Source organism: Nonomuraea angiospora (assembly GCF_014873145.1).
GTDB lineage: Bacteria > Actinomycetota > Actinomycetes > Streptosporangiales > Streptosporangiaceae > Nonomuraea > Nonomuraea angiospora.
The window spans coordinates 5102019-5116689 of sequence record NZ_JADBEK010000001.1; the positions used below are offsets into that span (position 1 = coordinate 5102019).

15 protein-coding genes and 1 pseudogene are annotated in these 14671 nt (G+C 72.2%); 8 read left to right on the plus strand and 8 right to left on the minus strand.

Annotated features, from left to right (window positions below):
* Positions 1–111: 111 nt before the first annotated feature.
* Positions 112–699 (plus strand): TetR/AcrR family transcriptional regulator, encoded by a 588-nt coding sequence (locus tag H4W80_RS23045; protein WP_192786993.1) that lies wholly within the window; start codon positions 112–114, stop codon positions 697–699.
* Between the two features lie 105 nt (positions 700–804).
* Here H4W80_RS23045 and H4W80_RS23050 read toward each other — a convergent pair whose 3' ends face one another.
* The gene (locus H4W80_RS23050) at positions 805–2430 is read right to left on the minus strand and encodes a serine/threonine-protein kinase (RefSeq protein ID WP_318787012.1); all 1626 of its coding nucleotides are present in this window, start codon (positions 2428–2430) and stop codon (positions 805–807) included.
* 120 nt (positions 2431–2550) lie between these two features.
* Here H4W80_RS23050 and H4W80_RS23055 point away from each other — a divergent pair, with 120 nt between their 5' ends.
* Together H4W80_RS23055 and H4W80_RS23060 are read left to right on the plus strand one after the other, a co-directional pair.
* A complete protein-coding gene (locus H4W80_RS23055; RefSeq protein WP_192786994.1) occupies positions 2551–3498 on the plus strand; it encodes a quinone oxidoreductase family protein in 948 nt (315 codons plus the stop codon).
* Between the two features lie 4 nt (positions 3499–3502).
* A complete protein-coding gene (locus H4W80_RS23060; RefSeq protein WP_192786995.1) occupies positions 3503–4117 on the plus strand; it encodes a LysE family translocator in 615 nt (204 codons plus the stop codon).
* Here H4W80_RS23060 and H4W80_RS23065 read toward each other — a convergent pair.
* The 3 genes from H4W80_RS23065 to H4W80_RS23075 are packed head-to-tail and all read right to left on the minus strand — an operon-like array spanning position 4107 to position 6836.
* Entirely contained in the window at positions 4107–5156 is a 1050-nt protein-coding gene (locus H4W80_RS23065; protein ID WP_192786996.1) for a PucR family transcriptional regulator, read from the minus strand. The genes H4W80_RS23060 and H4W80_RS23065 overlap by 11 nt on opposite strands.
* A complete protein-coding gene (locus H4W80_RS23070; RefSeq protein ID WP_192786997.1) occupies positions 5156–5947 on the minus strand; it encodes an ABC transporter permease subunit in 792 nt (263 codons plus the stop codon). The genes H4W80_RS23065 and H4W80_RS23070 overlap by 1 nt, the downstream gene beginning before the upstream one ends.
* Complete coding sequence (locus H4W80_RS23075) at positions 5937–6836, minus strand: ABC transporter ATP-binding protein (protein WP_192786998.1); 900 nt, start codon at positions 6834–6836, stop codon at positions 5937–5939. The genes H4W80_RS23070 and H4W80_RS23075 overlap by 11 nt, the downstream gene beginning before the upstream one ends.
* 100 nt (positions 6837–6936) lie before the next feature.
* On the opposite strand from H4W80_RS23075, the gene H4W80_RS23080 reads away from it, so the two are divergent.
* Positions 6937–7749: a patatin-like phospholipase family protein gene (locus tag H4W80_RS23080; RefSeq protein ID WP_318787013.1), complete on the plus strand. Its 813-nt coding sequence runs from the start codon at positions 6937–6939 to the stop codon at positions 7747–7749.
* A 28-nt stretch (positions 7750–7777) separates the two neighbouring features.
* Positions 7778–8791 carry a 1-acyl-sn-glycerol-3-phosphate acyltransferase gene (locus H4W80_RS23085; RefSeq protein ID WP_192786999.1) on the plus strand — a complete coding sequence of 338 codons (1014 nt, stop codon included), beginning with the start codon at positions 7778–7780 and terminating at the stop codon, positions 8789–8791.
* Here the strand turns inward: H4W80_RS23085 and H4W80_RS23090 are convergent.
* Positions 8784–10274, minus strand: coding sequence for a cobyric acid synthase (locus H4W80_RS23090; RefSeq protein ID WP_192787000.1), 1491 nt, complete (start codon positions 10272–10274; stop codon positions 8784–8786). The two genes, H4W80_RS23085 and H4W80_RS23090, sit on opposite strands and share 8 nt — an antisense overlap.
* A gap of 36 nt (positions 10275–10310) precedes the next feature.
* Between H4W80_RS23090 and H4W80_RS23095 the strand changes: the two genes are divergently transcribed.
* Positions 10311–11120 carry an MBL fold metallo-hydrolase gene (locus H4W80_RS23095; protein WP_192787001.1) on the plus strand — a complete coding sequence of 270 codons (810 nt, stop codon included), beginning with the start codon at positions 10311–10313 and terminating at the stop codon, positions 11118–11120.
* A gap of 8 nt (positions 11121–11128) precedes the next feature.
* On the opposite strand, the gene H4W80_RS23100 is transcribed toward H4W80_RS23095, so the two are convergent.
* From H4W80_RS23100 to H4W80_RS23110, 3 genes and pseudogenes are all read right to left on the minus strand, one after another.
* The gene (locus H4W80_RS23100; RefSeq protein WP_192787002.1) at positions 11129–11365 is read right to left on the minus strand and encodes an antitoxin; all 237 of its coding nucleotides are present in this window, start codon (positions 11363–11365) and stop codon (positions 11129–11131) included.
* A 56-nt stretch (positions 11366–11421) separates the two neighbouring features.
* Complete coding sequence (locus tag H4W80_RS23105; RefSeq protein ID WP_192787003.1) at positions 11422–12153, minus strand: ABC transporter permease; 732 nt, start codon at positions 12151–12153, stop codon at positions 11422–11424.
* Positions 12154–12209: 56 nt separating this feature from the next.
* Positions 12210–12854 (minus strand): annotated as a pseudogene (locus H4W80_RS23110) (ABC transporter ATP-binding protein); the annotation flags it as partial.
* A gap of 87 nt (positions 12855–12941) precedes the next feature.
* Between H4W80_RS23110 and H4W80_RS63720 the strand changes: the two are divergent.
* Both H4W80_RS63720 and H4W80_RS23120 read left to right on the plus strand, forming a co-directional pair.
* Entirely contained in the window at positions 12942–14045 is a 1104-nt protein-coding gene (locus H4W80_RS63720; RefSeq protein ID WP_192787005.1) for a sensor histidine kinase, read from the plus strand.
* On the plus strand, positions 14042–14671 hold the full coding sequence (locus H4W80_RS23120; protein ID WP_192787006.1) for a response regulator: 630 nt from the start codon (positions 14042–14044) through the stop codon (positions 14669–14671). The genes H4W80_RS63720 and H4W80_RS23120 overlap by 4 nt, the downstream gene beginning before the upstream one ends.

Consider the following 14671-nt stretch of genomic DNA (forward strand, 5'->3'; position numbering starts at 1 on the left):
TCGCCGTATGACTGGGAAACCCCTCGAAGGCTGATCAGGATGGAACTCCAATCGCAACTGTTGTAGCGTTAGTTTGCCATGCGGGAGACGTTAATGCAACTGGAGTAGTTTTTGGAGTCGAACAAGCGGCCGGGCGGGCGAAGTGCCCGGGTTCGGGACGCCGTACGGCAGGCCACCCTCGCCGAGCTGGCCGAGCGCGGATACCGGGGCCTGACGGTGGAGAACGTGGCCGAGCGGTCAGGGGTGCACAAGACGACCGTCTACCGGCGCTGGGGCAGCGTCGCGGGGCTGATCTCCGACGCCCTGGAGCTGGCCAGGGACGAGCCGTGGCCCATTCCCGACACGGGCTCGATCGAAGGCGACCTGAGGGGCATCGTCCAGCTGGTGCGCAGCGGCTTCGACGACCCGGAGCTGGGGCCGGTGTCGTCGGCGTTCGTGGCGGCGGCCGTACAGGATCCCGACGCGGCGCGGGCGCTGCACGAGTTCTTCACGGCCCGGCACGAGCAGTCGGCCGAGGTGGTGCGGCGGGCGGTCGCACGCGGTGAGCTGCCTGACGTCGTGGATGTCAGGGAGGTGATCAGGGTGGCCGTCGCGCCTGTCTACTACCGGTTGTTCGTGGCGCATGAGCCGGTCACCGAGCGGGACGCCGATCGCGCCGCCGACGCGGCGCTCGCCGCCGCCCGCGCCGGCGTTCTGTGAGCCACCACCCGTGCTGGGGTTCTGTGCGCCGGGCGTCCTCGTTCCAGGGGTTCTATGAGCCGGCCGCGCCGTCCCTGGGCTCCGGCAGCCGGCCGGCTCCTCCGGTCAGGGCTCCTTCTGGCCGCGTAGTTCGAAGTCGTCGAACGTCGTCTTCAGCAGCGACGTCTCGTCCTTGGGCGTACGCGCGAACAACCCCACGTACCCGTTCCCGAGCCCGTTCGGATCCTCCACCTGGTGCACCCGCTGGTCGTTCACCCACATCGTCAGCCGCACGGCCGATCCGGCCTGCTCGCACGCCGCCACCAGCCGGGCCTTGCCGGGCAGCCCGTCCACCTGCACCGGCTGGGCCAGCGTCCCGCCCGATCCGTCCACGATCCGCCGGATCCTGGCCTTCCCGGTCGTGTCGAGCGCGAACTCGTAGTACGTGTCGTCATCGTCCATGTTGTGGCAGTACACGCCGTACTCACCGCTCCCGACCGACTTCTTGACCTCGGCGGTGACGGCGACGACGACGGACGAGGGCAGCATCGGCGTGGGCGTGGCCGACGGGTCGGGCGTGGTGGTCGGCCTGGCGATGAGGAAGGGTATGGGCGCCTTCGCCCACCGCTCCTCGGACCCCTTCTCCACGTCCAGCCCGTACGTCCCGTCCGTCCGGTAGCCGTAGCTGGCCGTCTCGTCGGGGTCGTAGACGCCGTTCCAGCCACCGGAGGTCTGCGTGAAGTCCTCGCGGTAGAGAACGCTCATGTCGGGCGGCCCGCTGGGGCTGAACATCGCCCACGCGGCCACAGCGCCCGCCACCAGCACCGCCGCGGCCGCCGCCGCGACGCCCGCGATCAGCTTGGTGCGGTTGCCCTTGGACGGCTGCTGGACGGACGTGTACGGCGCCGTGGCCTGCTGCCAGGCCACCTGTACGGTCTGCGCCGCCTGTTCGGGCCCGGCCGAACGCCCGACGAGCTGGTCGAGCAGCTGCTGCGCGGTGGGCCGCGCGGCCGGGTCCTTGCGCAGCGCGGCCCCGACCAGCTCGCGCAGGCCGGGCTCGACCTCGCTGAGATCCGGCTCGGTGTTGAGCACCTGGTAGACGATCGAGGGCAGCGTGTCGCCGCCGAAGGGCGCCCTGCCGCTGGCGGCGAACGCGACCAGGCATCCCCACGAGAACACGTCGCAGGCCGGCGACACGGGTTCGCCCCGCAGCACCTCGGGAGCCATGTAGCGGGGCGTGCCCACCAGCTCGCCGGTGCCGGTGACGCCTCCGAGCGTGTCGAGCGCCCGCGCGATGCCGAAGTCGATCACGCGCGGGCCGACGGGCGACAGCAGCACGTTCGACGGCTTGAGGTCCCGGTGCACCACACCCGCGCCGTGGATGGCGGTCAGCGCGGTGGCCACGCTGACGGCCAGCGCGTCGAGGCTGGAGCCGCGCAGGGGGCCCGACTGGCGCACGGCGGCCTCGAGGTCGGGGCCGGGCACGTATTCGGTGACGACATAGAGCTGGTCGCCGTCGAGCGCGGCCTCGAGCACCGCGGCCGTGCAGAACCTGCGCACCCTCTGGGCGGCGTCCGCCTCCCTGCGGAACCGCATGCGGAACTGCTCGTGCTGGGTCAGCTCCGGGTTGATCACTTTGACGGCGACCCGCTGCCCAGCCGGATCCTCGGCGAGGTGGACCGTGCCCATGCCGCCCCGACCCAGCACGCTAAGCAACCTGTAGCGCCCGATGTGGGAGGTTTCACCGCTCACGCCGCGCTAGCTTACCGATCCGGCGCACACCGCGCAGGGCCGAGCACGCCACGTACACGGCACCCGGGGAAACCGGACCCGGCTGGCACTTCCCCGCACGGACGGAGTTGACTAGGCGTCATGCATGCCATCATCGTCTCCGCCCCTGGCGGTCCTGAGGTTCTCGAATACGTCGAGCGGCCCGATCCCGTCCCCGGCGAAGGGGAGATCGTGGTCGACGTCGCGGCCAGCGGGGTCAACTTCATCGACATCTACCACCGCTCCGGCGCGTACCCGCTCGACCTGCCCACGCCCATCGGCTCCGAGGGCGCGGGCACGGTCTCGGCCGTCGGGCCGGGGGTCCAGGGGATCGCCGTGGGCGACACCGTGGCCTGGGCCAACGTCCTGGGCAGCTACGCCGAGAAGGCGGTGGTCCCGGCGGACCGGGCGGTGCCCGTGCCCGACGGCGTCCCGGCCGACGTGGCCGCGGCGGCGATGCTGCAGGGGATGACCGCCCACTACCTCACCCACTCCACCCACGAGGTGCGGGAAGGCGACGAGGTGCTCGTCCACGCCGGTGCCGGCGGCATGGGGCAGCTGCTCGTCCAGCTGGCCAAGCTCAGGGGCGCCAAGGTCCACGCCACCGTCTCCACCAGCGAGAAGGAGAAGCTGGCCAGGCAGGCCGGCGCCGACGACGTGCTGCGGTACGACGACTTCGCCGAGGCGCTGCGGAACAAGATCGACGTGGTGTACGACGGCGTCGGCAAGACCACGTTCGAGGGCGGGCTGGAGGCGCTGCGGCCACGCGGCCTCATGGCCCTGTACGGCGCCGCCAGCGGCCCGGTCCCGCCGATCGACCCCCAGATCCTCAACCGCAACGGCTCGCTCTTCCTGACCAGGCCCACGCTCGTCCACTACATAGCCGAGCGCGAGGAGCTGCTGCGGCGCGCCTCCGACCTGTTCGGCTGGATCAAGTCGGGACAGCTCACCATCAACATCTCGCACCGCTACCCGCTGGCCGAGGCGCGCCAGGCGCACGAGGACCTGGCGGCCCGCCGGACGACAGGGAAACTGCTCCTCATACCCTGACGCCATGGACATCGCAGGATCGGTCTGGTCGTTCGCCCTCGTAGTGGCGCTGCTCACGCTCACCCCCGGCCTCGACACGGCCCTGGTCCTGCGTACGTCCCTGCTCGCGGGCAGGCGGGCGGCCTGGGGCGTGACGCTCGGCATCCAGCTCGGCACGCTCACGTGGGGCGTGCTCACCGCGGCGGGGCTGTCGGCGCTGCTGGCCGCCTCGCGGCTCGGCTACGAGATCCTGCGCTGGGCCGGCGTGGCGTACCTGGTGTGGATGGGCCTGCGCATGCTCCTGGCCAAGGCCGCGCCCCACGAGGAGCCGGAGCAGGCGGTGCGGTTCGGGGCCGGGTTCCGGCGCGGGCTGGTCACGAACCTGCTCAACCCCAAGGTCGGGGCGTTCTACGTGGCCATGCTGCCGCATTTCATCCCGGACGGGGCGCCGCACGCGGCCATGGGGTTGCTGCTGGCCGGCGTGCACGTGGCCGAGGGGCTGATGTGGAGCGCGGCGCTGATCGGGTTCGCGTCGCTGGTGAGCGGCTTCCTGCGGACGCCCGCCGTGCGCCGCTTCCTCGACCGCCTGACCGGCGTGGTCATCGTCGGCTTCGGCATCCGCCTCGCGCTCACCGACTGAAGCGGGGGCTCGCGGGCCAGCCCAGCAGCCGGGCCCCGAGCACGGCGGTCTCCAGGGTGAAGCGCTGCGTCGGGTCGTCCGGCGAGAAGCCGGTCAGCCTGCGGATGCGTTCCAGCCGGTACGTGACCGCCCGCGGGCTGAGCTCCAGCCGCCGGGCCGCGGCCGTCTGGTTGCCGTGCGAGGCGAAGACGGCCTCCAGCGTCTCCAGCAGCGGCTCGTGCCCGCCCCGCGCCCCCAGCAGCGGGCTCAGCACGCTGGTCACGAGGTCCTCGATCGCACCCCTGTCGCGCAGCAGCACGGGGAAGACCAGCAGGTCGGCCGCCTTGACCACGTCGGCCCTGAGCCCCAGCCCGTCGGCCAGCTCCAGGGCCTGCGCCGCCTCCCGGTAGGAGGCCACCACACCGCCGGGGCCGCGCTGCGGGCGTCCCACCGCGACCCGCCAACCGGCCGGGAAGCGGGCGCGTACGTGATGGGTGAACTCCCCCACCGCGGCCGGCAGCGTCGCCGGGGCCACGCACACCAGCAGCCCGTCGCGCACGGCCACGAGCACGTTGTGCGAGCCGAACCGGGCGACCAGGTCCCGCTCGACGCGGTCCTGGTCGCCGTCGCGCATGCCGCGGGCCACGGCCACCACGTACGACCCCGCCAGCCGCAGCCCGAAGTGCTCGGCCCGCTCCGCCAGCCGCTCGGCCCGCCCCTGGAGCAGGTCGTCCACGAACTCCCGCCACGCCTGTTCCTCCTCGCGGATGGCGGCGAGCTGCGCCCTCTCGTACCCCTCCATCAGCGCGGAGACCGCCTTGCGCAGCGCGGGCAGCGCGGCCGGCAGCCCCTCGCCGGCGGCGAGCGCGCAGTCCACCAGGGTCCGCAGCGGAACCCCCAGCGTGGCGGCGCGCCTGCCCGCGGCGCGGTAGGCGTCGAGCGCCTCACGGGCGGGTAAGCGGCCGGTCGCGGCGTGCTCGGCCAGCACCTGCCGGTGCCCGCCGAGCAGGTCGGCGAGCAGGTCGGCGGGCAGGTCGGCGGGCAGCCCGGAGATCGCCATCACACTCCTACGTCACGCCTGTCGAAGGAGAGCACCGCGGTGAGCGCGAGCACGGCCGTCGCCCCCGCCAGCACAAGGTAGTCCCCGACCGGCAGCCCCTCATAGAGCGGCCTGCCCTCGGCGTAGTAGTGGAACGGCGAGACCCACTTCAGCCAGGAGATCGCGTCGAGGTTCCGGCCGATCGTGACCACGACGAAGCCGGCCACCACCCACACGCCGACCACGGCGGAGGCGATCGCCCTGCGCCCGGTGGCCGCGCCGACCGCCAGTCCCATCGTCCCGAACAGCAGCCCGACCAGGAGCACCCCGAGGTGCGCGGCCAGGATCCGGTCGAACGGCACCCCCATCTCCACGGCCTGGCTCGTCGCCCACGTGGCCAGCAGCGTCACGGCGGCAAGCACGAGCATCGCGGCCGCCAGCGCCGCGAACCTGTCCAGCACGAGCCGCCGCCGGTCCACCGGCAGCGTGACGACCAGCTCCAGCGTGCCCGACTCCTCCGGCTGGGCGATCGCCCGGTTGGCCAGGAGCATCGCGAACACGATGAACAGCATGGGGACGAAGAGCTGGTAGACGACCGTCTGCAGGTAGCCGGTGCCGGAGGCGAAGTCCCCGAGCCCGCCCATGAGGTCCTTTAGCGGCCCGGGGAACTTGGCCATGGCCATGGCGTCGTAGCTCTTGGGGTCCAGCCTGACGGTGGCGTACGCCCCCAGATAGACGCCCATGAAGGCGCTGATGCCCAGGCACCACGAGATGAGCGACCGCCGGTTGTCGCGCAGGCTCTTAGCGATCATGGTGTCGCTCCTCGTCGCCGTAGTAGGTCAGGAAGATCTCCTCAAGATCCGGCTCCGCGCTCACCATGTGCACCACGGTGAAGGCGGCCGCCGCCTTGATCAGCGCGTCCGGCCGACCGTCGATCGTGCAGCGCACGCCGGCGCCCTCCACGCGCAGGTCGCGCACGCCGGGCAGGTTCTCGAACGCCGCTCGCGGCACGGGCGCGTCGAAGTGCAGCTCGACCCGGCGCACCGCCTTCTCGCGCAGCGCCGCCACGTCCTCCACGGCCACCAGGCGCCCGTCCCGTACGATTCCGACCCGGTCCGAGACGTTCTCGACCTCGGCGAGCACGTGCGAGGACATCAGCACGGTTCGCCCGGACTGGCGCACCTCCCTGACCATGGCCAGGAACTCCTGCTGCACCAGCGGATCCAGCCCGCCCGTCGGCTCGTCCAGGATGAGGAGCTCCGGCTCGTGCATGAACGCCTGGATCAGCCCGACCTTCTGCTTGTTTCCCTTGGAGAGCTTGCGCATCTGCACCGACAGGTCGGCCTCGAGGCGCTCGGCCAGGGCGTCGATGCGCGTGTCCGGCACGCCGCCGCGCATCCTGCCGAGGAAGCGCAGGTAGTCCCTGGCCCGTTCGCGGCCCTCCAGCGCGAGCTCGCCCGGCAGGTAGCCGATCCTGGAGCGGGTCGCGGCCTCGCGCGGGGCGGCGCCGAGGATCCGTACCGTGCCCCGCGTGGGCCGGATCACGTCGAGCAGCAACCGGAGCGTGGTCGTCTTGCCTGCGCCGTTCGGCCCGAGATAGCCGAAGATCTCCCCCGGCCGGATCTCCAGCGTGAGATCTTCCAGGCCGCGGCGCCTGCCGTAATACTTGGTCAGCCCTTCGGCCCGCACCACTGCTGTCATGGCCGAATCGTCCCGCCGCGCGGGGGCCGCGTCACCGGACGGGTCCGGCAGCGTGCGGATGGCTTTGCTTCCGGGACGCGGCAACGAGAGGGTGTGTTGCGTGGAAACGGCGTTCGTGCTCGGTGGCGGTGGCGTGCTCGGCGCGCACGAGGTGGGCATGCTGCAGGCGCTCGACGAGGCGGGCATCCGCCCCGACCTCGTCGTGGGCACGTCCGTGGGCGCCCTGAACGGGGTGGTCATCGCCGCCGCCCCGTCCGAGGCGGTGGAGCGGCTGACCACGCTGTGGCGCTCCGACGTCGTACGTACGGCCTTCGCCGGCTCCTGGGTGGCCCGGTTGTCCACGCTGGCCAGGACCGGCACCCATCTGCACCCGATCGGGCCGTTGCGCGAGGTTCTGAGCCGAACGGTGGGGGTTTCGCGGATCGAGGAGCTGGAGGTCCCCTTCCAGTGCGTGGCGGCCTCGGTCGAGCGGGCGGCGGCGCACTGGTTCACCGGCGGGCCGCTGGTCGAGGCGGTGCTGGCGTCGTGCGCGGTGCCCGGGCTGCTGCCGCCCGTCGTGATCGGCGGCGAGCACTTCTACGACGGGGGGCTGGTGCACAGCATCCCCGTGGGGCGGGCCGTGCAGCTCGGCGCCAAGCGCGTCTACGTCCTGCACGTCGGGCGGATCGAACGGCCGCTGGCGCCGCCCAGGAGGTTCTGGGAGGTGGGCATGGTGGCGTTCGAGATCGCGCGCAGGCACCGGTTCGCCGAGGACATGGCCAGCCTGCCGCCCGGCGTGGAGGTGCACGTGCTGCCCGCCGGGATGACCGAGGCGCTCTCCCCGCTGCGCTACCGCGACATCTCGCAGATCTCCGCCTGCATCGAGCGGGCGTACGACGCGTCTTCCCGCTATTTGCGTAACAGAGGAGGATGAGGGTTAGACCGTTGCAGGGAGGCCGCCGTTGCTTCCACCGCGTATTCTCCGCCGGCTGGTGCTGGCTCCGCTGGTCATCGTGGTGACCGTGTTCATGGTGGTGACGCTGCCGTTCTGGCTCCTGGTCACGGCCGCGGCCTCGCTGCGGCTGCCGCCGCCGCGGCGCAGGGGGGCGAGGTTCGTCTGGTTCGCCACGGTGTGGCTGACGCTGGAGTCGGGCGTGCTGATCACGTGCCTGTGGCTGTGGGTAGCGGGCGGGGCCCGGCGCCAGGAACGGCACTACGCCCTGATCACGTGGTTCCTGGCCAAGGCGCACGCGGCCGCCGTGCGGATCTTCCGGCTGACGCTGGAGATCCAGGAGCCCGACCTGACGGCCGAGGAGCGGTCCGCCAGGCTGACGCGACCGGTCATCGTCTTGTCCCGGCACGCGGGCCCCGGCGACTCCTTTTTGCTGATTTATTACCTTTTGGCGATCTATCGCCGGCGGCCGCGCATCGTCATGAAGGCCGCGCTCCAGTACGACCCCTCGCTGGACGTGGTGATCAACCGGCTGCCGAACGCGTTCGTGCCCCGTAAGTCCGGACAGAAGCGGATCATCGAGGAGATCCACCACCTCGCCGCCACGATGGGCGACCAGGACGCCCTCGTGATCTTCCCCGAGGGCGGCAACTTCACCCCGCGCCGCCGCCGGCTCGCCATCCGGAGGCTGGAGGAGAAGGGGCTGAACGAGGAGGCGGAGCGGGCGCGCGGCATGGACCACCTGCTCCCGCCCCGCCCGAACGGCGCCATCACCGCCATCGAGGCGTGCCCGTCGGCGGACGTCATCTTCGTCGCGCACACCGGCCTCGACGACCTCATCACCCTGGGGGACGTCTGGCGCAAGCTGCCCTTCAACGCTCAGATCACCGCCAAGTGGTGGCGGGTGCCCGCGGCCGAGATCCCGGCGGAGCGGGAGGACCGGATCCGGTGGCTGTACGACCACTGGGAGCAGATCGACGCCTGGATCGCCGCCCAGCGCACCACCCGGGCGCCGGCTAGCTGAGCGGCGGCGCCCCCGGCGGCAGGACCGGGACGTCCGGCGGGCCGTGCTCGATGAGGCGGAGCAGCGCGTCCGTGTCGAGGTGCCGCTCCACCAGGTCGCCGAGCGCGTCGAGCCGCTCCTCCCGGAGCGCGGCGAAGTCCGTGCCGGGAGCCGGCGCGAAGTCGCGTCCCGCCCGCGCGGCCACATCGGCCAGGAAGGCCCGGCGGAAGCCGTCGTTCTCCAGGGCGCCGTGCCAGGTGGTGCCCCAGACGTTGCCGGCCCGGCAGCCGTCGAGGAACGGCTCGCCCCCGTCGACCGAGGCCAGCCCGTGGTGGATCTCGTACGCGCGGACCGGCTGCCCGTACGCCGTGCCCTCGGGCCGTCCGAGCCGCTTGTCCTTCGCGAACTCGACGCGTACCGGCAGCCGCCCGAGCCCTTCGACCTTGCCCGCCCCCGACTCCACCTCGTCCACGATCTCCCGCCCGAGCATCTGGAACCCGCCGCAGATCCCCAGCACGGGCCCCGCGCGGTCGGTGATCGCCGCCGCCAGCCCGCGCTCCCGCAGCCACGCCAGGTCGCTCACCGTGGCCCTGGAGCCGGGCAGCACCACTAGGTCGGCGTCGTCCAGCTCGACCGGATCGGTCACGAAACGCACCACGACCCCCGGCTCGGCGGCCAGGGCGTCCACGTCGGTGAAGTTGGAGATCCTGGGCAGCCGCACGACGGCCACCCGGAGGGTCTGCCTGCCGTACGGGGCGCCTGCCGCGACCTTCCGGCTGTCCAGGGCCAGCGAGTCCTCGACGTCCAGCCAGAGCCCGTCGAGCCAGGGCAGGACGCCGTAGACCTCGCGCCCGGTCAGCCGCCTGAGCATGTCGAGGCCGGGCTCCAGGAGCTCCCGCGCGCCGCGAAACTTGTTCACGACAAATCCGGAAATATGCGATTGGTCGGCGGCGTCTAAGAGGCCCACCGTGCCGTAGAACGCGGCGAACACCCCTCCCCTGTCGATGTCGCCGACCACGATCACGGGCAGGTTCGCGGCCCTGGCCAGGCCCATGTTGGCGATGTCGCCGCGGCGCAGGTTGATCTCGGCGGGGCTGCCCGCGCCCTCGCACACCACCACGTCGTAGCGGCTCCTGAGCCTTTCGAGCGCCTCCAGCGCGGTGGCGCGCAGGAGGTCCTTGAGCGCGCCGTACTCCATCGCGTCCACGTCCGCCACCGGGGTGCCCATGAGGACGACCTGGCTGCGGCGGTCGGTGCCCGGTTTGAGGAGGATCGGGTTCATGTCCGCCGTCGGCTCCAGGTAGGCGGCCTGCGCCTGCGTCGCCTGGGCCCGGCCGATCTCGGCGCCCTGCGCGGTGACGTACGAGTTGAGCGACATGTTCTGCGCCTTGAAGGGCGCCACGCGCACGCCCCTGCGGGCCAGCCACCGGCAGATCCCCGCCGTCAGCACGCTCTTGCCCGCGTCGGACGTGGTCCCCGCGACCAGCAAACCCCCTCTGACCATGCGATCACCGTACAGGCCACGCGTTAGGCTGGCCGCATGCCACCGGCCGACCTGCCCATCTGCCGCACCTGCGGCGTCCAGTACGCCGAGCCGCGCCCCGACTGCCCGATCTGCGAGGACGAGCGCCAGTACGTCGGCTGGGACGGCCAGCGGTGGACCACGCTGGCGGGCCTGGCGGCCGAGGGCCATCGCGGCCGGGTGGAGGAGGAGGGCCCGCGCGTGGTGGGCATCGGTGCCGCCCCGCCCACGGCGATCGGGCAGCGCGCGCTCCTGCTCCGCACGCCGGAGGGCAACGTGCTCTGGGACATGATCTCCTACCTCGACGACGACCTGATCGCCGAGGTCGAGGAGCTGGGCGGGGTGTCGGCCATCGCCATCAGCCACCCCCACTTCTACGGCTCCATGATCGAATGGTCCCGGGCCTTCGACGCCCCGGTGTACATCCACGCCGCCGACAGGCAGTGGGTGGCCAGGCCGGACGACTCGATCGTCTTCTGGGAAGGCGACACCCACCGGCTGTCGGAGGACCTCACCCTGATCAACGCGGGCGTGCACTTCGAGGGCGGCCAGGTGCTGCACTGGTCGTCCGAGCGTGCCCTGTTCTCGGGTGACATCCTCCAGGTCGTCCAGGACCGGCGCTGGGTGAGCTTCATGTACAGCTATCCCAACTACATCCCGGAACGTCCGCACGTCGTGCGCCGCGCCCTGGACCTGCTGGAGCCGTACGCGTTCGAGAGGGTTTACGGGGGTTGGTGGAAGCGCGTCGTGTACGGGGACGGCACGGAGGCCGTCCGCCGCTCAGCCGACCGCTACCTCTCCTTCATCGCGGATGTCGAGGACAGGTAGCCGGCCGTTCAGCCCTCGCGTCTCTGGTCCCTGGTCTCCTCGTCCCGGACGGGCGGCCGCGTCTGACCACCGCCGCCGTAACGCTGCTGCACCGCGTCGGCGCCCTTCGAGATCTGGTCGTCGTACTTGTGGCCGGTCCGCTCCTTCGCGTAGCGCTCGGCGCGGTCCAGCAACTGGTCGGCCTGCTTGGAATGCCCTCTGGCCAGGTTCTCCGCCTTCTTCAGCCATTCCCTGATGCGGCTCATATACGTTCCCCATTTCTTCGGACTACGGGCGCCCCCTACCCCCGCATCCTGCGGATTCACCCCCGCCGCCAGGCGGCGAGCAGCGGAACCACCGCCCATCCGGCGAGCACCGTGAAGGCCGCCCAGGTCGGCATGATGGCCGGCACCTGCTCGATCAGCTGGAGCGCCGGGTATCCGGGCAGGAGCCGGTTGACCCAGACCCCGCCGGGCAGCACGAGGCCGGCGAAGGGCAGCAGGAGGACGATCGTCACCAGCACCGCGGTCGCCACGGCCCCGTTGCGCAGGATCACGCCGAGCGACAGCCCGAGCAGCGTGGCCACCACGATCATGAGCGTGCCGCCGGCGACCACCGTCCAGGCCCCGGCGGGCAGGAGCGACGGGTGGTACTCCGCGGCCAGGAACCGGCCGTAGAGATAGCCGGGAACCGCGATGAGCAGCGAGCCGGCGACCGCGGTCCCGCTCAGGACCACCGCCTTGGCCGCCAGCACCCGCCCTCTGGACGGCGTGGCGACGAGGGTCGCGTCGATCATGCCGGACGTGTACTCGCCGCTGATCGTCATCGCGCCCATCATCCCGAACGGCAGCTGGGCCAGGACCACCCCCACGTACACGGCCACCACGACGCCCATGGCGGCCTGGTCGCCCGTACGGCCCGGATCCCAGCGCGCGATGACCGTCGAGGCGCCGAGCACGGTCATCGCGAGCGCCACCAGCACCCCCACGCCCAGCGCCCACCAGGTCGAACGGAGCGTGCGCAGCTTGATCCACTCGGCGGCGATCGCGCTCACGGCTCGCACCTCCCGATGACCTCCATGAACACGTCCTCCAGCGACGTGCCGGGCCGGACGAACTCGCCGATCTTCGCGTCGGCCAGCAGCCTGCCCCGCCCGATGACGATCAGGTGGTCGGCCGTCACCGCCATCTCGTTCATGAGATGGCTCGACACGAGGACGGTCCGGCCCTCGGCGGCGAGCGACTTGAGCAGGTCGCGCATCCAGCGGATGCCTTCGGGGTCGAGCCCGTTGACCGGCTCGTCGAGCAGGAGCACCTCGGGGTCGCCGAGCAGCGCCGCGGCCAGCCCGAGCCGCTGCTTCATGCCCAGCGAGAAGCCGCCGACGTGCCTGCGTCCCGCGTCGCCGAGCCCGACGAACTCCAGCAGCGGGCCGATGCGCTGCCGCGAGATCCCGTTGGAGCGCGCCAGCCACCACAGGTGCTGGTCCGCGCGCCGGCCGCCCTGCACCGCAGTTGCGTCCAGCAGCGCGCCGACCTGCGTGAGCGGCCTTTCGAGCGCGTGGTAGGGCAGGCCGTTCACCGTGGCGCGGCCGGCGGTGGGCCGCTCGAGGCCGAGGATCAGCCGCATGGTGGTGGTCTTGCCGGCGCCGTTCGGGCCGAGGAAGCCGGTGATCCTGCCGGGCGGCACCGTGAAGGAGAGGTCGTCCACGGCGAGGGTCTGTCGGAAACGTCTGCTGAGCCCGCTGACTTCGATCATGCCTTTCACGATCGGCCGGGACCGGCTCGGCGCGCATCGGTCTTGGGACCGATGCGCGGGCCCGGATCTCCCGGTTAGGTTCGTGGCGTGCGCGAACAGCTCCGTCTCCCGCTGCTGAGCCGGGTGCCGGCCTGGATCTGGGTGACGATCGACGCCGGGGTCGCCCTCTTCTTCGCCGCCGTCTTCGTCGGCCTGGCCGTGTCGCGGAACCCGTCGGCGCCCGGCGCGCTCGACTACGCGGCGGCCCTGGCCACCGGCCTGCCCATCGCCGTCAGGCGGTTGTGGCCGCGGGCGGTGTTCGTGATCGTCCTGGTGGGCGGGCTCGGCATGCGCGAGTTCTTCATCCCGCACGCCGACCTGCTCTGCCTGCCTCTCGTGCTGTACACGCTGGCGACGCGGGGCAGGGCCGTCGCCGCGCTGCTCGTGGCGGCCGCGGTCGCGGCGCAGGGCGTGCTGGCGCCGCCGCTGACGACCGTCGTACGCGACCAGCTCGGGCTGGCGCTGGCGATCGTGGTCGCCGCCTGGGCCACCGGCACGGCCGTGTACCAGCGCAGGCGCTACACCGAGCAGCTCGCCGCGCAGGCGGAGGAGCGGGCACGGGCGCGGGCCATGGCGGAGCGGCTGCGGATCGCCAGGGAGTTGCACGACGTCATCGGCCACGGGCTCGGCACGATCGCCGTGCAGGCGGGCGTGGCGGGTCACCTGGGCGGAGCGGAGGAGATGCGCGGCGCGCTGACCTCGATCGAGGAGACCAGCAGGTCGGCGCTGCGCGAGACCAGGCGGCTGCTCGGCGTGCTGCGCGAGGACGGCGAGGCCGAGCTCGCCCCCGCTCCCGGTCTGGCCGACCTCGGCGCGCTCGCCGAACGGACCAGGGCGGCGGGCCTGGAGGTGGAGCTGAAGATCGACGGCGAGGTGGAGGGGGAGATGGAGCTGACGGTCTACCGGATCGTCCAGGAGGCGCTGACCAACGTGCTCAAACACGCCGGGGCCCGTCACGTCCGGGTCCGGGTCGAACGGCAGGGTGACGGGCTGGTCGTCGAGGTCGTCGACGACGGCACGCACGGCCCGGCAGGGCCGTACGGGCACGGTCTGACGGGGCTGCGCGAGCGGGTGCGCGTCCTCGGCGGCGAGTTCGAGGCGGGCGCGCGTCCCCTGCGCGGCTTCCGCGTCATGGCGAGGCTGCCGCTGTGATCAGGGTGCTGGTGGCCGACGACCAGCCGCTCATCAGGGCGGGCTTCCGCCGGTTGATCGACAGCGCGCCGGGGTTCCACACGGTCGGCGAGGCCGCCACGGGCGCGCAGGCCGTGACCGCGGCCGCCCGGGACCGTCCCGACCTCGTGCTCATGGACGTGCGCATGCCCGAGATGGACGGCATCGAGGCCACGCGCCGCATCTGCGCCGCCCGCCCGCGCACGCGCGTGCTCATCGTGACCACCTTCGACCTGGACGAGTACGTCTACGGAGCCCTCCAGGCGGGCGCCGCGGGATTCCTGCTCAAGGACACCCCGCCCGCCGACCTGCTCAGGAGCGTCGAGGTCGTCGCGTCGGGCGAGTCCCTGCTGGCCCCGACCGCCACCCGGCGGTTGATCCAGCGGTACGTGAGCCCGGCGCCGCCGGTCCGCGGCCTGGACATCACCGAACGCGAGCGCGAGGTCCTCGTCCTGGTGGCCCGCGGCCTGTCCAACGCGGAGATCGCGCAGAGCCTGTACGTCAGCCTCAGCACGGTCAAGACGCACGTCAGCAGCCTGCTGACCAAGCTCGGCGCGCGCAGCCGCGTCCACCTGGTCATCGCCGCCTACGAGGCCCGGCTGGTCTGA